General features: G+C 72.4%; 25 protein-coding genes. 23 read left to right on the forward strand and 2 right to left on the reverse strand.

Annotated elements, in window-relative coordinates:
- Positions 1-228 precede the first annotated feature (228 nt).
- From map to glmM, 13 genes are all read left to right on the forward strand, one after another.
- Entirely contained in the window at positions 229-1,068 is an 840-nt protein-coding gene (gene map / locus ACZ38L_RS02540) for a type I methionyl aminopeptidase (protein ID WP_396555441.1), read from the forward strand.
- A 52-nt stretch (positions 1,069-1,120) separates the two neighbouring features.
- Positions 1,121-1,546 (forward strand): large conductance mechanosensitive channel protein MscL, encoded by a 426-nt coding sequence (gene mscL / locus ACZ38L_RS02545; protein WP_465688483.1) that lies wholly within the window; start codon positions 1,121-1,123, stop codon positions 1,544-1,546.
- Positions 1,547-1,728: 182 nt separating this feature from the next.
- Entirely contained in the window at positions 1,729-1,950 is a 222-nt protein-coding gene (gene infA / locus ACZ38L_RS02550) for a translation initiation factor IF-1 (protein ID WP_003956442.1), read from the forward strand.
- 36 nt (positions 1,951-1,986) lie between these two features.
- Positions 1,987-2,100 carry a 50S ribosomal protein L36 gene (gene rpmJ / locus ACZ38L_RS02555; protein ID WP_003956441.1) on the forward strand — a complete coding sequence of 38 codons (114 nt, stop codon included), beginning with the start codon at positions 1,987-1,989 and terminating at the stop codon, positions 2,098-2,100.
- Between the two features lie 192 nt (positions 2,101-2,292).
- Complete coding sequence (rpsM, locus tag ACZ38L_RS02560) at positions 2,293-2,673, forward strand: 30S ribosomal protein S13 (RefSeq protein ID WP_035800870.1); 381 nt, start codon at positions 2,293-2,295, stop codon at positions 2,671-2,673.
- A gap of 73 nt (positions 2,674-2,746) precedes the next feature.
- Positions 2,747-3,154, forward strand: coding sequence for a 30S ribosomal protein S11 (rpsK, locus tag ACZ38L_RS02565; protein WP_030232513.1), 408 nt, complete (start codon positions 2,747-2,749; stop codon positions 3,152-3,154).
- Positions 3,155-3,278: 124 nt separating this feature from the next.
- A complete protein-coding gene (locus ACZ38L_RS02570; RefSeq protein ID WP_035848201.1) occupies positions 3,279-4,301 on the forward strand; it encodes a DNA-directed RNA polymerase subunit alpha in 1,023 nt (340 codons plus the stop codon).
- Positions 4,302-4,440: 139 nt separating this feature from the next.
- The gene (gene rplQ / locus ACZ38L_RS02575; RefSeq protein WP_465688486.1) at positions 4,441-4,923 is read left to right on the forward strand and encodes a 50S ribosomal protein L17; all 483 of its coding nucleotides are present in this window, start codon (positions 4,441-4,443) and stop codon (positions 4,921-4,923) included.
- A 106-nt stretch (positions 4,924-5,029) separates the two neighbouring features.
- Positions 5,030-5,929, forward strand: coding sequence for a tRNA pseudouridine(38-40) synthase TruA (truA, locus tag ACZ38L_RS02580; protein WP_465688767.1), 900 nt, complete (start codon positions 5,030-5,032; stop codon positions 5,927-5,929).
- 43 nt (positions 5,930-5,972) lie between these two features.
- On the forward strand, positions 5,973-7,631 hold the full coding sequence (locus tag ACZ38L_RS02585) for an ABC-F family ATP-binding cassette domain-containing protein (protein ID WP_465688488.1): 1,659 nt from the start codon (positions 5,973-5,975) through the stop codon (positions 7,629-7,631).
- Between the two features lie 225 nt (positions 7,632-7,856).
- Complete coding sequence (gene rplM, locus ACZ38L_RS02590) at positions 7,857-8,300, forward strand: 50S ribosomal protein L13 (RefSeq protein WP_396555433.1); 444 nt, start codon at positions 7,857-7,859, stop codon at positions 8,298-8,300.
- A gap of 44 nt (positions 8,301-8,344) precedes the next feature.
- Positions 8,345-8,857, forward strand: coding sequence for a 30S ribosomal protein S9 (gene rpsI / locus ACZ38L_RS02595; RefSeq protein WP_396555431.1), 513 nt, complete (start codon positions 8,345-8,347; stop codon positions 8,855-8,857).
- A gap of 185 nt (positions 8,858-9,042) precedes the next feature.
- The gene (gene glmM, locus ACZ38L_RS02600) at positions 9,043-10,410 is read left to right on the forward strand and encodes a phosphoglucosamine mutase (protein ID WP_396555429.1); all 1,368 of its coding nucleotides are present in this window, start codon (positions 9,043-9,045) and stop codon (positions 10,408-10,410) included.
- A gap of 7 nt (positions 10,411-10,417) precedes the next feature.
- On the opposite strand, the gene coaA is transcribed toward glmM, so the two are convergent.
- The gene (coaA, locus tag ACZ38L_RS02605; protein WP_465688491.1) at positions 10,418-11,413 is read right to left on the reverse strand and encodes a type I pantothenate kinase; all 996 of its coding nucleotides are present in this window, start codon (positions 11,411-11,413) and stop codon (positions 10,418-10,420) included.
- A 98-nt stretch (positions 11,414-11,511) separates the two neighbouring features.
- Between coaA and glmS the strand changes: the two genes are divergently transcribed.
- The 7 genes from glmS (at position 11,512) to ACZ38L_RS02640 (ending at position 18,809) form a co-directional block, all read left to right on the forward strand.
- A complete protein-coding gene (gene glmS / locus ACZ38L_RS02610) occupies positions 11,512-13,368 on the forward strand; it encodes a glutamine--fructose-6-phosphate transaminase (isomerizing) (RefSeq protein WP_465688493.1) in 1,857 nt (618 codons plus the stop codon).
- Between the two features lie 55 nt (positions 13,369-13,423).
- Positions 13,424-13,792 carry a holo-ACP synthase gene (locus ACZ38L_RS02615; protein WP_465688495.1) on the forward strand — a complete coding sequence of 123 codons (369 nt, stop codon included), beginning with the start codon at positions 13,424-13,426 and terminating at the stop codon, positions 13,790-13,792.
- Between the two features lie 28 nt (positions 13,793-13,820).
- Positions 13,821-15,458, forward strand: coding sequence for an NAD(P)H-hydrate dehydratase (locus ACZ38L_RS02620; protein WP_465688497.1), 1,638 nt, complete (start codon positions 13,821-13,823; stop codon positions 15,456-15,458).
- Between the two features lie 5 nt (positions 15,459-15,463).
- The gene (gene alr / locus ACZ38L_RS02625) at positions 15,464-16,645 is read left to right on the forward strand and encodes an alanine racemase (protein WP_465688499.1); all 1,182 of its coding nucleotides are present in this window, start codon (positions 15,464-15,466) and stop codon (positions 16,643-16,645) included.
- Entirely contained in the window at positions 16,642-17,865 is a 1,224-nt protein-coding gene (locus ACZ38L_RS02630; RefSeq protein ID WP_465688501.1) for an alpha/beta fold hydrolase, read from the forward strand. Before alr ends, ACZ38L_RS02630 begins: the two co-directional genes overlap by 4 nt.
- Positions 17,866-17,962: 97 nt before the next feature.
- A complete protein-coding gene (tsaE, locus tag ACZ38L_RS02635; RefSeq protein ID WP_465688503.1) occupies positions 17,963-18,475 on the forward strand; it encodes a tRNA (adenosine(37)-N6)-threonylcarbamoyltransferase complex ATPase subunit type 1 TsaE in 513 nt (170 codons plus the stop codon).
- Positions 18,476-18,593: 118 nt separating this feature from the next.
- Complete coding sequence (locus ACZ38L_RS02640) at positions 18,594-18,809, forward strand: hypothetical protein (RefSeq protein WP_465688505.1); 216 nt, start codon at positions 18,594-18,596, stop codon at positions 18,807-18,809.
- Here ACZ38L_RS02640 and ACZ38L_RS02645 read toward each other — a convergent pair.
- Complete coding sequence (locus ACZ38L_RS02645; protein ID WP_465688507.1) at positions 18,755-19,336, reverse strand: hypothetical protein; 582 nt, start codon at positions 19,334-19,336, stop codon at positions 18,755-18,757. The two genes, ACZ38L_RS02640 and ACZ38L_RS02645, sit on opposite strands and share 55 nt — an antisense overlap.
- Positions 19,337-19,466: 130 nt before the next feature.
- Between ACZ38L_RS02645 and tsaB the strand changes: the two genes are divergently transcribed.
- The 3 genes from tsaB to tsaD are packed head-to-tail and all read left to right on the forward strand — an operon-like array spanning position 19,467 to position 21,758.
- Positions 19,467-20,120, forward strand: a complete 654-nt coding sequence (gene tsaB / locus ACZ38L_RS02650) for a tRNA (adenosine(37)-N6)-threonylcarbamoyltransferase complex dimerization subunit type 1 TsaB (protein ID WP_465688509.1) — start codon at positions 19,467-19,469, stop codon at positions 20,118-20,120.
- A 32-nt stretch (positions 20,121-20,152) separates the two neighbouring features.
- Complete coding sequence (gene rimI / locus ACZ38L_RS02655; RefSeq protein ID WP_465688769.1) at positions 20,153-20,662, forward strand: ribosomal protein S18-alanine N-acetyltransferase; 510 nt, start codon at positions 20,153-20,155, stop codon at positions 20,660-20,662.
- Positions 20,655-21,758, forward strand: coding sequence for a tRNA (adenosine(37)-N6)-threonylcarbamoyltransferase complex transferase subunit TsaD (gene tsaD / locus ACZ38L_RS02660; RefSeq protein WP_465688511.1), 1,104 nt, complete (start codon positions 20,655-20,657; stop codon positions 21,756-21,758). Before rimI ends, tsaD begins: the two co-directional genes overlap by 8 nt.
- The last annotated feature ends 4 nt before the right edge of the window (positions 21,759-21,762 follow it).

Genomic DNA, 21,762 nt, shown 5'->3' on the forward strand with positions numbered 1-21,762 from the left:
CTCTCCTCTCCTCCACAGCTCAGTCGCCCAACCCGCCCACGCTTCCCGTCCACCACCACACCCCACCCCCCCACCCCCCACACCCCCCCCCCCCCCCCCCCCCCCCCCCCCCCCCCCCCCCCCCCCCCCCCCCCCCCCCCCCCCGCGCCCGTGCGGCGTCGTACGGTGGTTTCAGCGAAGGGCCGGCCGGCAAGGACCGGGCGGCACACGGACGAAAGGCTTGGCCAGATGGTGGAGATCAAGACCCCCGAGCAGATCGCGAAGATGCGGGTGGCCGGCCTGGTCGTCGCGGAGGCGCTCAAGGCCTGCCGCGAGGCGGTCGCCCCGGGCGTGAGCACCCAGGAGCTCAACGACATCGCGGCGAAGGTGATCGCCGATCACGGCGCCACCTCCAACTTCCGCGCCCACCACGGTGGTCTGTGGTTCCCCGGGGTGATCTGCGCCTCGGTCAACAACGAGGTGGTGCACGGCATCCCGGGCGACCGGGTGCTGCTGGAGGGCGACGTCATCTCGATCGACTGCGGTGCGATCGTGGACGGCTGGCACGGCGACGCGGCGATCACCGTGCCGGTCGGCGAGGTCCGCCCGGAGGTCGCGATGCTCAGCAAGGTCACCGAGGGCTCGATGTGGGCCGGCATCGCCCAGATGAAGAAGGGCAACCGGCTGGTCGACGTCTCCAAGGCGATCGAGGGCTTCATCCGCCGCCAGCCGCTGCCACCCAAGGGCAAGTGGGGCATCACCGAGGGCTACGGCGGCCACGGCATCGGCACCGCGATGCACATGGAGCCGCACGTGCTGAACTACGTCGAGCGTGGTCGCGGCAAGGGCCCCAAGTTGATCCCCGGCACCGTGCTGGCGATCGAGCCGATGGTCTCGCTGGGCACGCCGCACACCAGCGTGCTGGAGGACGACTGGACGGTCGTCACCAACGACGGGACCTGGGCCGCGCACTGGGAGCACTCGGTCGCCGTCACCGAGCAGGGCCCGCTGGTGCTGACCGCCTTCGACGGGGGCAAGGCCCAGCTGGCGGCGCTGGGCGTCACGGCCGCGCCGGACCCGCTCGGCTGAACCGGTATCGTTTCTCCCTCGGGGGACGTATCGGACATAGAGGAGAGAACGGGTGCTCAAGGGGTTCCGCGACTTCATGATGCGCGGCAACGTCGTCGACATGGCGGTCGGTGTCGTCATCGGTGCGGCCTTCACCGGGGTGGTGAACGGCTTCGTGAAGGCGTTCCTGACCCCGCTGGTGGGCCTGGTGGTCGGGGCGGCCGGCGACTTCAGCGCCGACCAGTTCACCGTGCACCACGTCACGTTCCCCTACGGGCAGTTCCTCAACGACCTGATCGCCTTCCTGCTGACCGCCGCGGTGCTCTACTTCTGCGTGGTGCTGCCGGTCACCAAGGCCACCGCCCGGTACCTGCCGCCGAAGGCGAAGGTCGTCAAGCGCCCGTGCCCGGAGTGCCTCACCGAGATCCCGGAGGCCGCCAGCCGCTGCCCGGCCTGCACCGCGGTGCTGGTCCAGGATCGGATCGGCGCGCAGCGCTGAGCCCGGGTTGGTGCACCTGGCCCCCCGGTTTGGTGTGGGGCCGGGGCCTAACGTACGATGGACCGTCGGCTCACTCGTAGCGTGCTTCGGCACGCCCTCTTCCCGCCGGGTTGGGGTGGACCCAGGTTCGCACGAGCGTGCCGCATACGGTAGCCGGTCCCGGAAGGTGGATCTCGTAGTTCATGGCAAAGAAGCAAGGCGCCATTGAGATCGAGGGCACCGTGATCGAGTCTCTTCCGAACGCCATGTTCAAGGTCGAGCTTCAGAACGGTCACAAGGTCCTCGCGCACATCAGCGGCAAGATGCGGATGCACTACATCCGTATCCTCCCGGACGACCGGGTGGTCGTTGAGCTCAGCCCCTACGACCTGACTCGTGGTCGGATCGTCTACCGCTACAAGTAGTTCCACCGTCAGATCTAGACCCGGAGAACCTGAACCATGAAGGTCAAGCCGAGCGTCAAGAAGATCTGCGACAAGTGCAAGGTGATCCGCCGCCACGGCCGGGTCATGGTGATCTGCGACAACCTGCGCCACAAGCAGCGCCAGGGCTGATCTCTCCGCATTTCTCGTAGTACTTCGCGCGACGCGCACAACGTCATACACGGGCCGCCCGATCCTGCCGCACGGCAGGACTGCCACCCCCGGTCAGAGGCCGGGGCTCTCATCTCTCCGAGGTCCGCAGGGCCGAGGGATGCTTCCGAGTAGGCGACTCGTAAGACCTCTGAAGAACCACAGGAGCCATGAATGGCACGCCTCGCCGGCGTTGATCTCCCCCGCGAGAAGCGGATCGAGATCGCCCTCACGTACGTCTACGGCATCGGTCGTACCCGCGCCCAGCAGTCGCTGGCCGAGACGGGCGTGAACCCCGACATCCGCGTTCGCGACATCTCCGAGGAAGACCTCGTCAAGCTGGCGCAGTGGATCGACGCCAACTACACGGTCGAGGGTGACCTCCGCCGTGAGGTGGCCGCCGACATCCGCCGCAAGGTCGAGATCGGCTGCTACGAGGGTCTGCGTCACCGCCGCGGCCTGCCCGTCCGCGGTCAGCGCACCCACACCAACGCGCGTACCCGCAAGGGCCCGCGTCGCGCGATTGCCGGCAAGAAGAAGCCGGGCAAGAAGTAGTCCGCCCGTTAACCGGACATCCCTCCGGCCCGCGGGTTAGCGGACCGACCACCTCAGTAGGAGAAACAGACTTATGCCCCCCAAGGGTCGTCAGGCTGCCGGCGCGAAGAAGATCCGCCGCAAGGAAAAGAAGAACGTCGCTCACGGCCACGCGCACATCAAGAGCACGTTCAACAACACGATCGTCTCGATCACCGACCCCGCGGGCAACGTGATCTCCTGGGCCTCCGCCGGTCACGTCGGCTTCAAGGGCTCGCGCAAGTCCACCCCGTTCGCCGCGCAGATGGCCGCCGAGGCCGCTGCCCGTCGCGCGCAGGAGCACGGCATGCGCAAGGTCGACGTCTTCGTGAAGGGTCCGGGCTCCGGCCGCGAGACCGCGATCCGCTCGCTCCAGGCCACCGGCCTGGAGGTGGGCTCGATCCAGGACGTCACCCCCACCCCGCACAACGGCTGCCGTCCGCCGAAGCGTCGCCGCGTCTGACGCGCTGGGCGTTTCCGCAGTGCTTTGAACCTGCTACGGGGTCCCGTTTCCCACGGGACCCCGTACGCTTGGTCCTGTCGGCATCAAATAGTGGGTGCCGAAGACAACTGGAGGATCCAGAACCATGCTGATCGCTCAGCGTCCTTCGCTGACCGAAGAGGTTGTCGACGAATACCGCTCGCGGTTCGTCATCGAGCCGCTGGAGCCGGGCTTCGGCTACACCCTCGGCAACTCTCTCCGCCGCACGCTGCTCTCCTCGATCCCGGGTGCCGCTGTCACCAGCATCCGCATCGACGGCGTCCTGCACGAGTTCACCACCGTGCCGGGCGTCAAGGAGGACGTCACCGACCTCATCCTCAACATCAAGCAGCTGGTCGTCTCCTCGGAGCACGACGAGCCGGTCGTGATGTACCTGCGCAAGCAGGGCCCGGGTGTGGTCACCGCCGCCGACATCGCGCCGCCGGCCGGTGTCGAGGTGCACAACCCCGAGCTGGTCCTCGCCACGCTGAACGGCAAGGGCAAGTTGGAGATGGAGCTGACCGTCGAGCGCGGTCGCGGCTACGTCTCCGCCGTGCAGAACAAGGCCTCCGGCCAGGAGATCGGCCGGATCCCGGTCGACTCGATCTACAGCCCGGTGCTGAAGGTCACCTACAAGGTCGAGGCCACCCGTGTCGAGCAGCGGACCGACTTCGACAAGCTGATCGTTGACGTCGAGACCAAGCCCGCCATGCGTCCGCGGGACGCCATGGCCTCGGCCGGCAAGACCCTGGTGGAGTTGTTCGGTCTCGCCCGCGAGCTGAACATCGACGCCGAGGGCATCGACATGGGCCCGTCCCCCACGGACGCCGCCTTGGCCGCCGACCTGGCGCTGCCGATCGAGGAGCTGGAGCTCACCGTTCGGTCGTACAACTGCCTCAAGCGCGAGGGCATCCACACCGTGGGTGAGCTGGTCGCCCGCTCCGAGGCCGATCTGCTCGACATCCGCAACTTCGGTGCGAAGTCGATCGACGAGGTCAAGGCGAAGCTGGCCGGCATGGGCCTGGCCCTCAAGGACAGCCCGCCCGGGTTCGACCCGACCGCTGCCGCCGACGCCTTCGGCGCCGACGACCTGGACGACGCGGGTTACGCGGAGACCGAGCAGTACTAAGAGTTTGTGGCGGGGGCGACTCCTCGTGGGTCGCCCCCGCTTCAATGCAGAAATGCACCGAAAGTCGTCCGGGCAACCGTGCCCGGCCGCCCGCCGCGGTACCTGATACGGCCGTAGTCGGAGATTCAAGGAGTCATCCATGCCGCGTCCCACCAAGGGTGCCCGCCTCGGCGGTGGCCCGCACCACGAGCCGCTGCTGCTCGCCGGTCTGGCCCGTGAGCTGTTCCAGTACGGCCGCATCACCACCACCGAGGCCAAGGCCCGCCGCCTGCGCCCGCTGGCGGAGAAGCTGATCACCAAGGCCAAGAAGGGCGACATCCACAACCGTCGCCTGGTCCGCAAGACCATCACCGACGTCTCGGTGCTGCACACCCTCTTCACCGAGATCGCGCCGCGCTACGAGAACCGCCCGGGTGGCTACACCCGCATCACCAAGATCGGCACCCGTCGTGGCGACAACGCCCCGATGGCCGTGATCGAGCTGGTCGAGGCGCTGACCGTCGCGCAGACCGCCGTCGGCGAGGCCGAGGCCGCCACCAAGCGCGCCTCGAAGGAGGCCGCCGAGAGCGCTGCCGCCGAGGCCCCCAAGGCTGACGAGACCACCGAGGTCGAGAACGCCTGACACCTTTAGGTGCAGCTCGGGCCCGCTTCCCTCCGGGGGGCGGGCCCGTTCCTCATTGCCCGGAGATACCCCCGGAGTCAACGATTCCCTGGAGTCAACGCACGTGCTGAAGGATTGCGAGCAGCCGCCGCAGCAGCAGGAGGGGCCCGCCGACGGGACCGTCCGGATCCGGCTCGACCTGGCCTACCACGGAGCCGACTTCTCCGGCTGGGCCCGCCAGCCCGGGCGGCGGACCGTGCAGGGCGAGATCGAGGACGCGCTGCGGATCGTCACCCGCAGCGAGCAGGGCTACGACCTCACGGTGGCCGGCCGGACCGACGCCGGGGTGCACGCCCGCGGCCAGGTGGCGCACGTGGACCTGCCGGTCGAGCTGTGGGCCGCGCACGGCGAGAAGCTGCTGCGCCGGCTGGCCGGCCGACTGCCCGGCGACGTCCGGGTCTACCGGATGACCGAGGCGCCGGCGGGCTTCGACGCCCGATTCGCCGCGATCTGGCGCCGGTACGCCTACCGGGTGGCCGACCACCCGGGCGGGGTGGACCCGCTGCTCCGCGGCCACGTGCTCTGGCACGACCGGCCGCTGGACATCGAGAAGATGAACGAGGCGGCCCGGCTGCTGCTCGGCGAGCACGACTTCGCCGCGTACTGCAAGAAGCGCGAGGGCGCCACCACCATCCGCACCCTGCTCGACCTGCACTGGGAGCGGGTCGCCGCGGACCACCACACCGCGGGGGTGGCCGGGCCGCTGGCGGTGGCCACGGTCCGCGCGGACGCCTTCTGCCACAACATGGTGCGGGCCCTGGTCGGCGCGATGCTGCTGGTCGGCGACGGCCACCGGCCGGTGGAGTTCCCCGGTCAGGTGCTGGCCGGCCGGGTGCGCAACAGTGCCGTCAACGTGGTCCGGCCGTACGGGCTGACGCTGGAGGAGGTCGGCTACCCGCCGGACGACCAGCTGGCCGAGCGCAACCGGGCGGCCCGTCGGATGCGCACGTTGCCGGGCCAGTCGTAATCCGTTTGGGCCTGATGGCGCGGGCGTAGCACAATTCCGAGCCATGGGACACGTCGAGATTTCACATCTGGAGTACTACCTGCCGGACGGGCGGGTGCTTTTCGACGACGCGTCCTTCCGGGTCGGCGAGGGCGCCGCGGTCGCGCTGGTCGGCGCCAACGGCGCGGGCAAGACCACCCTGCTGCGCATGATCGCCGGTGACACCCAGCCGCACGGCGGCACCGTGACGGTCAGCGGCGGCCTGGGCGTGATGCGCCAGTTCGTCGGGACCACCGGCCGGGAGGACCAGAAGGCGACGCCCGGCGCGCTGCCCGCCGACGCCTCGGTCCGCGACCTGCTGGTCTCCGTCGCGCCGGCCCGGATCGCCACCGCGGCCCGCGCGGTGGACGCCGCCGAGCTGGCCATGCTGGCCCAGGACGACGAGAAGACCCAGATGGCCTACGCCCAGGCGCTCGCCGACTGGGCCGACGCCGGCGGCTACGAGTACGAGACGATCTGGGACGTCTGCGCCACGGCCGCGCTCGGGATGCCCTTCGACCGGGCCCAGTGGCGCGGGCTGAACACCCTCTCCGGCGGCGAGCAGAAGCGCCTGGTGCTGGAGGCGCTGCTGCGCGGCCCGGAGGAGGTCCTGCTGCTGGACGAGCCGGACAACTACCTGGACGTCCCGGGCAAGCGCTGGCTGGAGGAGGCCATCAAGGCCACCCCGAAGACCGTGCTCTTCATCTCGCACGACCGTGAGCTGCTCTCCCGGACCGCCGAGAAGATCATCAGCGTCGAGACCGGCGTCACCGGCAGCAGCGTCTGGGTGCACGGCAGCGGCTTCGACTCGTTCCACGCCGCCCGCAAGGAGCGCTTCGAGCGCTTCGAGGAGCTCGGCCGCCGCTGGGACGAGGAGCACGCCAAGCTGAAGAAGCTGGTGGTCACCCTGCGCCAGGCGGCCGCGGTCAGCCACGACATGGCCTCTCGCTACGCCGCCGCGCAGACCCGGCTGAAGAAGTTCGAGGAGGTGGGCCGCCCGGAGGCACCGCCGCGCGAGCAGAACATCACCATGCGGCTCAAGGGCGGCCGCACCGGCGTGCGGGCGGTCACCCTGGAGAAGCTGGAGCTCAGCGGGCTGATGCAGCCCTTCGACCTGGAGGTCTACTACGGCGAGCGGGTGGCCGTGCTGGGCTCCAACGGCTCCGGCAAGTCGCACTTCCTGCGGCTGCTGGCCGGTGACGAGTCGGTCGCGCACACCGGCAGCTGGAAGCTGGGCGCCCGGGTGGTGCCCGGCCACTTCCGGCAGACCCACGCGCACCCCGAGCTGTTCGGCCGGACCGTCCGCTCGATCATCGAGGAGGAGCACGCCCTCGACCGCAAGGCCGCGATGGGCGCGCTGCGCCGCTACGAGCTGGACCGGCAGGAGGAGCAGCGCTTCGAGTCGCTCTCCGGCGGTCAGCAGGCCAGGCTGATGATCCTCAAACTCGAGCTGTCCGGCACCACCGCGCTGCTGCTCGACGAGCCCACCGACAACCTGGACCTGGAGAGCGCCGAGGCGCTGCAGGAGGGGCTGGAGGCCTTCGAGGGCACGGTGCTCTGCGTGACCCACGACCGCTGGTTCGCCCGCACCTTCGACCGCTTCCTGGTCTTCGGCGCGGACGGCCGGGTCTACGAGTCGCCGGAGCCGGTCTGGGACGAGAAGCGGGTCCAGCGTGACCGGTGACCGGTTTGACGGCGACCGTTTTTGACCCGTACGGACCTGCCCGGTAGGCTGGGCACTTGTTGTGCGTATTGGCTCGCTCCATCTCACGTGAGAGGTCGGTACGCCGGAGATACCAGGCCGATGACCAGCGGCTCCTCTTGAATTGCGTCCAAGCGGATCCAGGCTGATCTCCTCGTCCGGGTGCTCCTGTCAGGACTCACTCACTGAAAAGCGAAGGCTACGACCGTGCGTACGTACAGCCCCAAGCCCGGCGACGTCCAGCGTCAGTGGCACGTCATCGACGCGACCGACGTCGTGCTCGGCCGCCTGGCCTCCCAGGCCGCCAACCTCCTCCGGGGCAAGCACAAGGCGATCTACGCGCCGCACGTTGACACTGGTGACTTCGTCATCATCATCAACGCGGACAAGGTGCACCTTTCGGGTAACAAGAAGACCCAGAAGCTGGCCTACCGCCACAGCGGTTTCCCGGGCGGTCTCCGCTCGGTCCGCTACGACGACCTCCTGGACAAGAACCCGGAGAAGGCCGTCGAGAAGGCCATCAAGGGCATGATCCCGAAGAACAGCCTGGGCCGCCAGATGCTCTCGAAGCTGAAGGTCTACTCGGGCGACCAGCACCCGCACGCTGCCCAGCAGCCGGTGCCGTTCGAGATCTCCCAGGTCGCGCAGTAATTCCGGCCACCCAACCCCATCACTGAACAGAGCTGAGGAACACCGTGGCCGAGACTGCCATTGAGACCACCCTTGAGGTCGACTTCGACGAGGACGTGACCGAGTACACGTCCGAGGGCGAGACCTCCGAGTACACCAGCGAGTCGCTGGCCGGCCGCTTCGGCGAGGCCGTCCCCGGCGCCGGCCTCGGCCGTCGCAAGGAGGCGATCGCCCGCGTGCGGATCGTCCCGGGCACCGGCAAGTGGAAGATCAACGGCCGCACCCTGGAGAACTACTTCCCCAACAAGGTGCACCAGCAGACCGTGAACGAGCCCTTCAAGCTCCTCGAGCTGGACGGCCGTTACGACGTCGTGGCCCGCATCGCGGGTGGCGGCGTGTCGGGTCAGGCCTACGCGCTGCGCCTCGGCGTGGCCCGCGCCCTGAACGAGGCCGACGTGGACAACAACCGCGGCGCCCTCAAGAAGGCCGGCTTCCTGACCCGTGACGCCCGCGCCGTCGAGCGCAAGAAGGCCGGTCTGAAGAAGGCCCGTAAGGCCCCGCAGTACAGCAAGCGCTAGTCGCGCCCCGGGGTGCGTACCGCCCTTGGTGCGCACCCCGCAGGTGGGACTCGTACGCCCCGGAGCACTTCGTGTGCCCCGGGGCGTCGTGCTCCCTGGACCGGTCAGGCGGCCAGGGAGTCCTCCCCGCCGACCAGGGCGGACCACAACGCCCTGCCCGGTGACGAGCAACGAAGGACGGGACAGTGGCACGACTCTTCGGTACGGACGGCGTCCGCGGTGTGGCCAATGAGGGCCTGACCGCGGAACTGGCTCTCGGTCTCTCCACGGCGGCCGCCCACGTGCTGGGCGACGCCGGCGCGTTCGCCGGCCATCGGCCGGTCGCGGTGGTCGGGCGCGACCCGCGGGCCTCCGGCGAGTTCCTGGAGGCCGCGGTGATCGCCGGGCTGGCCGGCGCCGGCGTGGACGTCCTGCGGGTCGGGGTGCTGCCCACCCCGGCGGTCGCGTACCTCACCGGCGCGCTCGGCGCCGACTTCGGCGTGATGCTCTCGGCGAGCCACAACGCCATGCCCGACAACGGGATCAAGTTCCTGGCCCGCGGCGGCCACAAGCTGGACGACGCGGTCGAGGACGCCATCGAGGCGCACTACCGGCGCTACGCGAACGGCACCGCGGCGGACTGGAAGCGGCCCACCGGCGCGGCGGTCGGCCGGGTGCACGAGTACACCGAGGGCTTCGACAAGTACGTCGCCCACCTGGTCGCGGTGCTGCCGAACCGGCTGGACGGGATCAAGGTCGTCATCGACGGCGCGCACGGCGCGGCGGCCCGGGTCGCCCCGGAGGCCTTCGCCCGGGCCGGCGCCGAGGTGGTCTACACCCTGGGTGCCGAGCCGACCGGCCTGAACATCAACGACGGCGTCGGTTCGACCCACCTGGACCAGCTGCGGGCCGCGATGCTGGAGCACCGGGCGGACTTCGGCGTGGCGCTGGACGGCGACGCGGACCGCTGCCTGGCCGCCGACGCCGAGGGCAACGAGGTGGACGGCGACCAGATCCTGGCCATCCTGGCGGTCGCCATGCGCGAGGCCGGCACGCTGCGCCGCAACACCGCGGTCGCCACCGTGATGTCCAACCTGGGCTTCAAGCTGGCGATGGAGCGCGAGGGCATCGAGCTGGTGCAGACCGCGGTCGGTGACCGCTACGTGCTCGAGGCGATGAAGGCGGAGGGCTACGCGCTCGGCGGCGAGCAGTCCGGCCACGTCATCCTGCTGGACCACGCGACCACCGGCGACGGCACGCTGACCGGTCTGATGCTCGGCGCCCGGCTGGCTGCCACCAAGCAGCCGCTGGCCGACCTCGCCGCGGTGATGACCCGGCTGCCGCAGGTCCTGGTCAACGTCAAGGGTGTGGATCGCACCCGGGTCGCCGGCTGCGCCGAGCTGACCGCCGCCGTCTCCGAGGCGGAGGCCGAACTCGGCGCCACCGGCCGGGTGTTGCTGCGTCCGTCCGGCACCGAGCCGCTGGTCCGGGTGATGGTCGAGGCCGCCGACCAGGCGCAGGCGAAGGCGGTCGCCGAGCGCCTGGCCGAGGCCGTCCGCACGTACCTGGGCTGAGACCCGCTCAGAGCTTCCGCAGAAGGGCGCGACGGACCTTGTGGTCGGCGCCCTTCTGCAGGATCAGGGTGGCCCGGCCGCGGGTGGGCAGCACGTTCTCCAGCAGGTTGGGCTTGTTGATGGTGCGCCAGACCTGCCGGCCGTACTCCATCGCCTCCTCCTCCGGCACCTCGGTGAACCGGCGGAAGTAGGAGCTGGGGTCCAGGAAGGCGGTGTCCCGCAGCTTCTTGAAGCGGGAGAGGTACCAGCTCTCGATGTCGTCGGTGCGGGCGTCGACGTAGATCGAGAAGTCGAAGTAGTCGGCCACCGCGAGGCGGGTGCGGCCGTCGGTGCCGGGCAGCGCCGGCTGCAGCACGTTCAGGCCCTCGACGATCAGGATGTCCGGCCGCTGCACGGTCAGCCGCCGGTCCGGCACGATGTCGTAGACCAGGTGCGAGTAGACCGGGGCGCTGACCTCCTGCTTGCCGGCCTTGACGTCGGCCACGAAGCGCATCAGCGCGCGCCGGTCGTAGGACTCCGGGAAGCCCTTGCGGGCCATCAGGCCGCGGCGGCGCAGCTCGGCGTTGGGGAGCAGGAAACCGTCGGTGGTGACCAGCTCGACCCGGGGGTGCTCGGGCCAGCGCGCCAGCAGGGCCTGCAACAGGCGGGCGGTGGTGGACTTGCCGACCGCCACCGAGCCGGCCACGCCGATGATGAACGGGGTGCGGGTGCGCTCGGTGTCCGGGGTGTCCAGGAAGGTTCCGAGGGTGCCGCGCAGCTCGTGGGTGGCGTGGATGTAGAGGTTGAGCAGCCGGGAGAGCGGCAGGTAGACGTCGCGCACCTCGTCGAGGTCGAGCGCGGTGCCGAGACCGCGCAGCCGCTCCACCTCCTCCGCGCTGAGCGGCAGCGGAGTACGGTCGCGCAGGGCGCTCCACTCGGACCGGTCCAGGTCGACGTACGGAGACGGCGACGGTCCGGGCGTGGCGGCGCCCCGGGTACAGAGTTCGGTCAGCACATGGTCCATTGTGGGCCGTCGCGGCAGGGGCGGATGGTGTGGCGTCGGTCACGCACGGTGCCCCGGTGCGCGTTCTTCGAAAACAAGCCGCCCTTATGCTGACACATATGTGCGGAATCGTTGGTTATGTGGGCGCGCAGCCCGCGCTCGACGTAGTGATCGCCGGCCTGCAGCGGCTGGAGTACCGAGGATACGACTCGGCCGGCGTGGCCATCCAGACGGCGGACTCCTCAGGGCAGTGGAGTCTCGCCACCGACAAGCGGGCCGGGAAGCTCGCCAACCTTCAGAAGTCGCTCGCCGAGACCCCTCTCCCCGGCGGCACCACCGGCATCGGGCACACCCGTTGGGCCACCCACGGCGGCCCCACCGACGCCAACGCCCACCCCCACCTGGACGACGCCGACCGGGTGGCCGTGGTCCACAACGGCATCATCGAGAACTTCGCCCAGCTCCGGGCCGAGCTCGCCGAGCGCGGCCACACGCTGCGCTCGGAGACCGACACCGAGGTGGTCGCCCACCTGCTGGCCGAGGCGTACCAGGGCGACCTGGCCGAGGCCATGCGGGCGGTCTGCCGCCAGCTGGACGGCGCCTTCACGCTGGTCGCGGTGCACGCCGACGCGCCCGGCGTGGTGGTCGGGGCGCGCCGCAACTCGCCGCTGGTGGTCGGCCGCGGGGCCGGCGAGAACTTCCTCGCCTCGGACGTCGCCGCGTTCATCGCGCACACCCGGGAGGCCGTCGAGCTGGGCCAGGACCAGGTGGTGGAGCTGCGCGCGGACGCCGTCACCGTGACCGACTTCCACGGCCGGCCGGCCGCCGTCCGCGAGTACCACGTGGACTGGGACGCCTCGGCCGCCGAGAAGGGCGGCTACGACTACTTCATGCTCAAGGAGATCGCCGAGCAGCCGAAGGCGGTCTCCGACACCCTGCTCGGCCGGATCGGCACCGACGGGCGACTGACCCTGGACGAGGTGCGGATCCCGGACTCGGTGCTGCGCGAGGTCGACAAGATCGTCGTGGTGGCCTGCGGCACCGCGTTCCACGCCGGCATGATCGCCAAGTACGCGATCGAGCACTGGACCCGGATCCCGTGCGAGGTGGAGGTCGCCTCGGAGTTCCGCTACCGCGACCCGATCCTGGACGACCGCACGCTGGTGATCGCGATCTCGCAGTCGGGCGAGACCATGGACACCCTGATGGCGCTGCGGCACGCCCGGGAGCAGGGCGCGCGGGTGCTGGCGATCTGCAACACCAACGGCTCGACCATCCCGCGCGAGTCGGACGCGGTGCTGTACACCCACGCCGGGCCGGAGGTCGCGGTCGCCTCGACCAAGGCGTTCCTCACCCAGCTGGTCGCCTGCTACCTGGTCGCGCTCTACCTCGGCCAGGTGCGCGGCACCAAGTGGGGCGACGAGATCCTCGCCGTCATCCAGCAGCTGGCCGACGCGCCGCGCCAGGTCGAGCAGGTGCTGGAGACCATGGAGCCGGTGCGCGAGCTGGCCCGTTCGCTGGCCGGCGCCCGCTCGGTGCTCTTCCTCGGCCGGCACGTCGGGTTCCCGGTGGCGCTGGAGGGCGCGCTCAAGCTCAAGGAGCTGGCGTACATGCACGCCGAGGGCTTCGCGGCGGGCGAGCTGAAGCACGGTCCGATCGCGCTGATCGAGGAGGGTCTGCCGGTGGTGGTGGTCGTGCCCTCGCCGCGCGGGCGGTCGCTGCTGCACGACAAGATCGTCTCCAACATCCAGGAGATCCGGGCCCGTGGCGCCCGCACCATCGTGATCGCGGAGGAGGGCGACGAGGCGGTGGTCCCGTACGCCGACCACCTGATCCGGATCCCGGTGACACCCACGCTGCTCCAGCCGCTGGTGTCCACCGTGCCGCTGCAGGTCTTCGCCTGCGAGCTGGCCACCGCCAAGGGGCACGAGGTGGACCAGCCGCGCAACCTGGCGAAGTCGGTCACCGTGGAGTAGGAGGTTCCCGGTCCCCTGCGGCCCGGCCGCGGGGGACCGGTATATCGTCGGCGCCATGATCATCGGAGTGGGTATCGACGTCGCCTCCATCGACCGCTTCGCCGCCACGCTGGAACGGACCCCGGCGTTGGCCGACCGCCTCTTCACCCCGGACGAGCTGTTGCTGCCCTCGGGCCAGCGGCGCGGGATCGCCTCGCTGGCGGCGCGGTTCGCCGCCAAGGAGGCGGTGGCCAAGGCGCTGGGCGCGCCGAGCGGGCTGGAGTGGCACGACGCCGAGGTGCAGGTGGATCCGGCCGGCCGACCGCACCTGTCGATCCGCGGCACGGTGGCGGCCTGCGCCGAGCGGCTCGGCGTGTCGTCCTGGCACCTTTCGCTGAGTCACGACGCCGGGGTGGCCTCGGCGATGGTGATCGCCGAAGGCTAGCCGTCCTCGCGCGGGGTAGCGTCGAGGTATGCGTGAGGCACACACCGTCGAAGAGGTTCGCGCCGCCGAGGCGCTGTTGGCCGGGCAGCCGCTGATGGACCGCGCGGTGGCCGGTCTCGCCGCCAGCTGCGCCCGGTTGCTGACGGAGCGACGCGGCCGGGTCTACGGGAGCCGGGTGCTGGTGCTGGCCGGCAGCGGGGACAACGGCGGGGACGCGCTCTTCGCCGGTGCCCGGCTGGCCCGGCGCGGAGCCGCCGTCAGCGCCGTGCTGCTCAGCCCCGACAAGGCGCACCCGGCGGCGCTGGCCGCGCTGCGGGCCACCGGCAGTCAGGTGACCACTGATCAGGAAGTCGGCCTGGCCGACTTCCGCCGCGCCGATCTCATTCTCGACGGCATCGTCGGCATCGGCGGGCGCGGCGGCCTGCGCCCCGCGGCGCAGCCCTACGCGTCCGCCGGACGGACCGGGCTGCTGGTCGCGGTGGACCTGCCGAGCGGGGTGGACGCCGACACCGGAGAGGTCCCGGGCGCGGCGCTGCGGGCCGACCTGACGGTGACCATGGGGACGTACAAGCCCGGGCTGCTGGTGGACCCGGGCGCGGGCTACGCCGGGGTGGTGCAGCTCGTCCCGATCGGGATGACCGCGCCGCCGGCCGCCGTCCAGGCACTGCAGCACGCCGATGTGGCCGCGCTGCTGCCACGGCCCGGCGCGGAGAGCGACAAGTACCGGCGCGGTGTGCTCGGGCTGCTCGCGGGTTCCGAACGCTACCCGGGCGCGGCCCTGCTCGCGGTGGCCGGCGCGCTGCACGGCGGCGCCGGCGCCGTCCGCTACCAGGGCCGGCCGGGTGAGGAGGTGGTGCGGCACCACCCCGAGGTGCTGCTGACCCCCGGCCGGGTGCAGGCCTGGGTGGTCGGCCCGGGCTCCGGCGACGACGCCCCCGGCGCGCTGACCGACGTGCTGGCCTCCGAGGTGCCGGTCCTGGTGGACGCGGACGGGCTGACCGAGCTGGCCCGGCGCGGACCCGGCACGCTGGTCGGCCGCAGCGCGCCGACCCTGCTCACCCCGCACACCGGCGAGGCGGCCCGGCTGCTGGGCGGCGCGGTGACCGCGGAGCAGGTCGCGGCGGCCCGGCTGCGGTACGCCCGCGAGCTGGCCGCCCGTTACGGCGCGACGGTGCTGCTGAAGGGCTCGACCACGGTGGTGGCCCGCCCGGACGGGGCCGTCCGGGTGAACTCGACCGGCACCGGCTGGCTCGCCACCGCGGGCAGCGGGGACGTGCTCGCCGGCCTGGCCGGCGCGCTGCTGGCGGCCGGCCTGGACCCCTGGGACGCCGCACCGGCCGCCGCCCACCTGCACGGACTGGCCGGTCGGCTGGCCGCGGCGGGCGAGAGCGCTGGCCAGCCGGGCCGGGCCGCGCCCGTCCGGCACCGTCCGGCCCTGTCACCGGGCGGCGGCGTCGGGGTCTTCGCCGGCTCGGGTCCGGTCCGCCGCCTGGTCACCGACCCGTGGGAACCGGAGCGGAGCGGCGAGCAGTCCTACCCGCCGAGCGCGCCGCCGTGGGGCGGTGCCCCCATCACGGCCGGCGAGGTCGCCGCGGCGCTGCCCGCCGCCTGGCGCGGAGTGGTCGAGGGTGGTGGGAGGCGAAGCACCGCAGGTCTGGGAGACTGATCGGGATGACGACTGCGAACACTGCCACCGTCCTGCTCACCGAGGGCCGACGCGCCGAGGCGACCATTGACCTGGCCGCGCTCCGCGGCAACCTGGCCGCGCTCCGCGAGCGGGTCTCCGGCGCTGCCGTGATGGCCGTGGTGAAGGCCGACGGCTACGGCCACGGCGGGATCCGCTGTGCGCTGGAGGCGGTGGCCGCGGGCGTCCGCTGGCTCGGCACCGCCACTCCCGAGGAGGCGCTGGCGCTGCGCGCGGCCGGCATCGGCCCGGACCAGGCGCGCGTACTCTGCTGGCTGTGGACGCCGGGCGGCCCGTTCGCCGAGGCGCTGCGGGCCGGCGTGGACGTCTCGGTCAGCGGCCGGTGGGCACTGGACGAGCTGCTGGCCGCGGTGCGGGCCACCGGGGTACCCGGCCGGATCCACCTCAAGGCGGACACCGGGCTGGGCCGCAACGGCTGCCAGCCGCACGACTGGCCCGAGTTGGTGGACGCCGCGCTGCGCGCGCAGGCCGCCGGGATGGTCGAGGTGGTCGGCGTCTGGTCGCACTTCGCCGCCGCCGACGAGCCCGGCCACCCGTCCATCCGGCAGCAGCAGGACGCCTTCGCGGCCGCGCTGGAGTACGCGGAGCGGGCCGGGGCCCGGCCCGAGGTGCGGCACATCGCCAACTCGCCGGCCACCCTGCTGCTCCCCGAGACGCACTACGACCTGGTCCGCACCGGTCTGGCCATGTACGGGGTGTCGCCGGTCCCCGAGGTGGGCGCGCCGGCCGACTTCGGGCTGCGCCCGGTGATGTCGCTCAGTGCCCGGCTCGCGCTGGTCAAGACCGTCCCCGGCGGACACGGCGTCAGCTACGGCCACCACTACACCACCCCGGGCCCGACCACCCTCGGGCTGGTCCCGGTCGGCTACGCGGACGGCCTGCCCCGGCACGCCAGCGACGCCGGTCCGGTGCTGGTCGGTGGCAAGTGGCGGACGGCCGCCGGCCGGATCGCGATGGACCAGTTCGTGGTGGACCTCGGCGGCGACACCCCCGGGATCGGCGAGGAGGTGCTGCTCTTCGGCACCGGCGAGCAGGGCGAGCCGACCGCGGAGGACTGGGCCCGGGCGGCCGGCACGATCGCGTACGAGATCGTCACCCGGATCGGCCCGCGGGTCCCGCGCCGCTACGTCGGCGGGGCCACCGGATGACCGAGCCGGCCGACGCGGTCGGCGGCAACCCGGTCCGGGCGCTCGCCCGGGCGGCCGAGCAGGCCACCAGCGGGGTGAGCCGGGCCGGGCTGATCGGCATCTCGCTCGGTGTCCTGGCCGCGGGTGCCGCCGCCGGGGTGGCCATCGAACGGCTGACGGTCGGTCGGGCCACCCGCCGCGCGGCCCGCGCCGCGCTGGACGCGGAGGCGCCGTTCGGTTCGCTGCGCGGCCGGGCCCGGACCGTTCCGGCGCCCGACGGCACCGGCCTGTACGTCGAGGTCGACGAGCCGGGGCAGGACGGTTCGGAGTCGGCCACGGCCGCGCCGCTGACCGTGGTCTTCTGCCACGGCTACTGCCTCAACCAGGACTCCTGGCACTTCCAGCGCGCCGCGTTCCGGGCGGCCGGCCTTCGGCTGGTCTTCTGGGACCAGCGCAGCCACGGCCGCTCCGAGCGCTCCCGCTCCCACCTCGCGGGCGAGCCGGCCAGCATCGACCAGCTGGGCGCCGACCTCAAGGCGGTGCTGGACGCGGTGGCGCCGACCGGGCCGCTGGTGCTGGTGGGCCACTCGATGGGCGGCATGACCGTGATGGCGCTGGCCGCCCAACACCCCGAGCTGTTCCGGGCCGACCCGGGCGGCCGGGTGTTGGGGGTCGCGCTGCTCGGCACCCTGGCGGGTGGCTGGGACGCGGCGACCTTCGGACTGCCGCCGGCCGGGGCGCGGCTCTGGCGGCGGGTCGGGCCGGGAGTGGTGAAGCTGCTGGGCAGCCAGACCGGCCTGGTGGAGGCGGCCCGGCGGGTCGGCTCGGACTTCGCCGGGGTGCTCTACCGCCGGTTCTCGTTCGGCTCCGAGGCCGTCGATCCGGCGGTGGTCCGGTTCGCCGAGCAGCTGCTGGACAGCACGCCGATCGACGTGGTCGCGGAGTTCTACCCGGTCTTCGCCGGGCACGAGAAGACCGCCGCGCTGCGGGCGCTGGCCGGCCTGCCGGCGCTGGTGCTGGCCGGGACGAAGGACCTGCTCACCCCGCCCGTCTACAGCGAGGCGATCGCCCGCGAGCTGCCGGGAGCCGGGCTGGTGGTGCTGCCCGACACCGGCCACCTGGTGATGCTGGAAGCGCCCGAACGGGTGAACGGCGAGCTGGCCGCGCTGCTCCGGCGGGCCGCCGAGCGGGCGGCCCTCCCGGTTCCACCGGCCGTCCGCGACCTGCCGAACGGCGACTGACCGTCGCCCGTCCCGTCCTCGCCCGGACGGGTCGACGTTCCACGCCCCCGATGTGGCACCGTTGGGCTCGGACCGACCGATCCCGGACAGAGGAACCATGGGCGCGTACACGACTCTCACCGTCCCCACCGCCGAGCGGATGAACCGGTTGGGCGGCCGGCTGGCGGGGCTGTTGCGCCCCGGCGACCTGGTGCTGCTCTCCGGCGAGCTCGGCGCCGGCAAGACCACGCTGACCCGTGGCCTGGGGGAGGGACTGGGCGTGCGCGGCCCGGTCACCTCGCCGACCTTCGTGATCGCCCGGGTGCACCCCTCGCTGGTCGGTGGCCCGGCCCTGGTGCACGTGGACGCCTACCGGCTCGGCGGCGGGCTGGACGAGATGGAGGACCTCGACCTGGACGTCTCGCTGCCGGAGTCGGTGGTGGTGGTCGAGTGGGGTGAGGGCAAGGTCGAGCAGCTCGCCGAGGAGCGGCTGGAGGTGCGGATCGAGCGGGCCGTCGGGGACGACGCGAGCGACTCGGCCGAGGATGCCGGCGACCCCCGCCGGGTCACCCTGACCGGGCTGGGCAGCCGCTGGGACGGGGTGGACCTGGCCGCGCTGGACCGCGACTGAGGTGCGGTTCACCCCTGGGTGCGGTTTCCCGACAGCGTGTCGGCAAGATGTTGCGGCCGGAGCGGTGCGCGTGATGGGATGGTCTTTGCAGTTAGGTGTGCCTAACTAGGGAGGCGCCATGTCGAGCACCGCCAGCTCCGAAGAGACCGTCAAGCGCGGTCCCGAGCCGACTGCCGGTGTCGGCATGCGCGAACTGCTGGCCGCCAACGCGGCGGCCGCCGCGGTCTGCACCCCGCCGAAGCCGGCCCCGGCCCAGCAGGGGAAGGCCGAGGCGAAGGCTCAGGGGACGACGGTGACCCGGGTGCCGGTCGGGGCGAAGTCCCAGAGCGACTGAGCGTCCTGCCGGGTCTCCCGGATGCCGCCGGTCCTGGCCGTCGGGTCGGCGGCCGGGGTCGAGCCGTCCACGGCCGCGCTGAAGCCGATCACCACGCCGCCCAGCTGGGTGAACCGGACCACGTGTTCGACCTGCCGGCCGTCGCCGCCGGTGGTCTCCGCCGACCGGCTGAACACCGCGTAGGTCCCCGGGGCCGGGTCCACCGAGCCGCGCTGGACCGTGAAGGCGGCCTGGACCTGTGGGTTCTTCTTCGGGTCGACCAGCCACACGGCCTTCGAACTCACCGAGTAGACCACCCGGCGCCCGGTGCCCGAGCCGGCCGGCAGCGCGGGGACGGCGGCCGGGGAGGCGGCGGCGCCGGGGGAGGGGGTGGCCGAGTCCGGTGCGAGGTTGCTCACCCGGCTCTGCGCCTGGTCGGTGACGGCCCGGTTCTGCGCGCCGTCCGCCTGCGCGGCGAGCAGGCCGACCACGCCGAGCGCGCCCAGGGTCAGCCCGGTGACCACGACTCCAGGACCCGTCCTTGCCATGAGTGCTCCCGCCATCCGTAGGGCCGTCGGGCTCATCGTGCCAGGTTCCCCGGCCCGTTCCCCGCCGTCGGGAACGTGTGTTCCGTACCGGGACAAAAGGTCGACCCGGCCGACCCTCTAACCTGGACCCGTGCTGCTGCTCGCGTTCGACACCGCTACCCCCGCCGTCACCGCCGCCGTCCACGACGGCACGGCCGTCCTGGCGCAGACCTTCCAGATCGATGCCCGGCGCCACGGCGAACTGCTGCTGCCCGCGATCGGCCGGGTGCTCGCCGAGGCCGGGGTGGACAAGCGCCGGCTGACCGCGCTGGCGGTCGGCGTCGGCCCGGGCCCGTACACCGGGCTGCGGGTCGGCCTGGTCTCCGCCGCCGCGCTCGGCCACGCGCTCGGCCTGCCGGTGCACGGCGTCTGCACGCTGGACGCGATCGCCCACCAGGCCCGGGCCGAGGGTGTGACCGGCCCGTTCACGGTCGCCACCGACGCCCGGCGCAAGGAGGTCTACTGGGCCTCGTACGACGCCGAGGGGCGCCGCGTCGAGGGTCCGGCGGTGGACCGCCCGGGCGAGCTGGCCGTCCGGCCGGGTGCGGTCGGGGCCGGCGCGCTGCTCTACCCCGGGACCTTCCCGGAGGCGCGCGGCCCGGAGCACGTCTCGGCCGGCGCGTTGGCCGACTTCGCGGTCACCGAGCTGGCCGCCGGCCGCGAGCTGCTGCCGCCCCGCCCGCTCTACCTGCGCCGGCCCGACGCCCAGGTGCCGGCCGGCTACAAGGCGGTGCTCCCGGCGTGACCGCGGTGAGCCCGCCCACCGCGCTGCGCCCGATGCGCTGGTGGGACATCGAGCCGCTGATGGCCCTGGAGCGGCGGCTCTTCCCGGAGGACGCCTGGTCCCCGGGCATGTTCTGGTCCGAACTCGCCGAGGCCCATCCGGGCGGCAGCCGGTACTACACGGTCGCCACCGATCCGGCCGGCCGGATCGTCGGCTACGCCGGCCTGATGGCGATCGGCGTCGAGAGCGACGTGCAGACCATCGCCGTCGACGAGACCCACCAGGGCCGTGGCCTCGGCGCGCTGCTGCTGGCCGACCTGGTAGCCGAGTCGGCCCGGCGCGGCTGCGCGGAGCTGTTGCTGGAGGTCCGGATCGACAACATCCGGGCCCAGCGGCTCTACGAGCGGTTCGGCTTCGAACCGATCGGCATCCGGCGCGGCTACTACCAGCCGGCGAACGTGGACGCCCTGGTGATGCGCCTCGACCACCCCGACCCGAACCGGCACGACCTGAAGCCGGACGACCTTGAGCAGCCCGACACGAAGGAAACCCCGCATGGCTGACGAACCGCTCGTCCTGGGCATCGAGACCTCCTGCGACGAGACCGGCGTCGGCATCGTGCGCGGCACCACGCTGCTGGCCGACGCGGTGGCGTCCAGCGTCAACGACCACGCGCGCTTCGGCGGGGTCGTCCCGGAGATCGCGAGCCGGGCGCACCTGGAGGCGATGGTCCCGACCATCCAGCGGGCCCTGGACACCGCGGGGATCAAGGGCAGCGACCTGGACGGCATCGCCGTCACGGCCGGCCCCGGCCTGGCCGGCGCGCTGCTGGTCGGCGTCTCGGCGGCCAAGGCGTACGCCTGGGCGCTGGACAAGCCGTTGTACGGGGTCAACCACCTCGCCTCGCACATCTGCGTGGACCAGCTGGAGCACGGCCGGCTGCCCGAGCCGACGATGGCGCTGCTGGTCTCCGGAGGCCACTCCTCGCTGCTGATGACCACCGACATCACCAGCGACGTCCGCCCGCTCGGCGCGACCATCGACGACGCGGCCGGCGAGGCCTTCGACAAGGTGGCCCGGGTGCTCGGGCTGGGCTTCCCCGGTGGCCCGGTGGTGGACCGGATGGCCCGCGAGGGCGACCCGAAGGCGATCGCCTTCCCGCGCGGGCTGACCGGGCCGCGCGACCCGGAGTACGACTTCTCCTTCTCCGGTCTGAAGACCGCGGTGGCGCGCTGGGTGGAGGCGAGGCGCCGGGCCGGTGAGCCGGTGCCGGTGGCGGACGTGGCGGCCTCGTTCCAGGAGGCGGTCACCGACGTGCTGACCCGCAAGGCGATCAGGGCCTGCCGGGACAACGACGTCGACCACCTGATGATCGGCGGTGGGGTCGCGGCCAACTCCCGACTGCGGGCGATGGCCGAACAGCGCTGCGAGAAGGCCGGCATCCGGCTGCGGGTGCCGCGCCCGGGCCTGTGCACGGACAACGGCGCGATGGTGGCCGCGCTGGGCGCCGAGATGGTCCGCCGGGACCGCTCGCCCTCCGCGATCGAGCTCTCGGCCGACTCCTCGCTCCCGGTCACCGAGGTGTCGGTACCCGCGGTCTCCGATCCGCACGGGGACGTGCACGGCCAGGCCTACCGCGAGTTGGGCGGCGGGGCATGACCCT

The organism is Kitasatospora sp. NPDC024654 (assembly GCF_055559155.1).

What these genes read in the sequence shown, in the direction of transcription:
- infA (WP_003956442.1), top strand. Translation starts at nt 1,729, where the DNA reads ATGGCAAAGAAGCAAGGCGCCATTGAGATCGAGGGCACCGTGATCGAG.
- alr (WP_465688499.1), top strand. Translation starts at nt 15,464, where the DNA reads ATGACGACTGCGAACACTGCCACCGTCCTGCTCACCGAGGGCCGACGC.
- ACZ38L_RS02620 (WP_465688497.1), top strand. Translation starts at nt 13,821, where the DNA reads ATGCGTGAGGCACACACCGTCGAAGAGGTTCGCGCCGCCGAGGCGCTG.
- rpmJ (WP_003956441.1), top strand. Translation starts at nt 1,987, where the DNA reads ATGAAGGTCAAGCCGAGCGTCAAGAAGATCTGCGACAAGTGCAAGGTG.
- tsaE (WP_465688503.1), top strand. Translation starts at nt 17,963, where the DNA reads ATGGGCGCGTACACGACTCTCACCGTCCCCACCGCCGAGCGGATGAAC.
- rimI (WP_465688769.1), top strand. Translation starts at nt 20,153, where the DNA reads ATGCGCTGGTGGGACATCGAGCCGCTGATGGCCCTGGAGCGGCGGCTC.
- rplQ (WP_465688486.1), top strand. Translation starts at nt 4,441, where the DNA reads ATGCCGCGTCCCACCAAGGGTGCCCGCCTCGGCGGTGGCCCGCACCAC.
- ACZ38L_RS02630 (WP_465688501.1), top strand. Translation starts at nt 16,642, where the DNA reads ATGACCGAGCCGGCCGACGCGGTCGGCGGCAACCCGGTCCGGGCGCTC.
- ACZ38L_RS02645 (WP_465688507.1), bottom strand. Translation starts at nt 19,336, where the DNA reads ATGGCAAGGACGGGTCCTGGAGTCGTGGTCACCGGGCTGACCCTGGGC.
- ACZ38L_RS02570 (WP_035848201.1), top strand. Translation starts at nt 3,279, where the DNA reads ATGCTGATCGCTCAGCGTCCTTCGCTGACCGAAGAGGTTGTCGACGAA.
- coaA (WP_465688491.1), bottom strand. Translation starts at nt 11,413, where the DNA reads ATGGACCATGTGCTGACCGAACTCTGTACCCGGGGCGCCGCCACGCCC.
- rpsK (WP_030232513.1), top strand. Translation starts at nt 2,747, where the DNA reads ATGCCCCCCAAGGGTCGTCAGGCTGCCGGCGCGAAGAAGATCCGCCGC.
- ACZ38L_RS02585 (WP_465688488.1), top strand. Translation starts at nt 5,973, where the DNA reads ATGGGACACGTCGAGATTTCACATCTGGAGTACTACCTGCCGGACGGG.
- map (WP_396555441.1), top strand. Translation starts at nt 229, where the DNA reads ATGGTGGAGATCAAGACCCCCGAGCAGATCGCGAAGATGCGGGTGGCC.
- rpsM (WP_035800870.1), top strand. Translation starts at nt 2,293, where the DNA reads ATGGCACGCCTCGCCGGCGTTGATCTCCCCCGCGAGAAGCGGATCGAG.
- tsaD (WP_465688511.1), top strand. Translation starts at nt 20,655, where the DNA reads ATGGCTGACGAACCGCTCGTCCTGGGCATCGAGACCTCCTGCGACGAG.
- glmS (WP_465688493.1), top strand. Translation starts at nt 11,512, where the DNA reads ATGTGCGGAATCGTTGGTTATGTGGGCGCGCAGCCCGCGCTCGACGTA.
- ACZ38L_RS02615 (WP_465688495.1), top strand. Translation starts at nt 13,424, where the DNA reads ATGATCATCGGAGTGGGTATCGACGTCGCCTCCATCGACCGCTTCGCC.
- ACZ38L_RS02640 (WP_465688505.1), top strand. Translation starts at nt 18,594, where the DNA reads ATGTCGAGCACCGCCAGCTCCGAAGAGACCGTCAAGCGCGGTCCCGAG.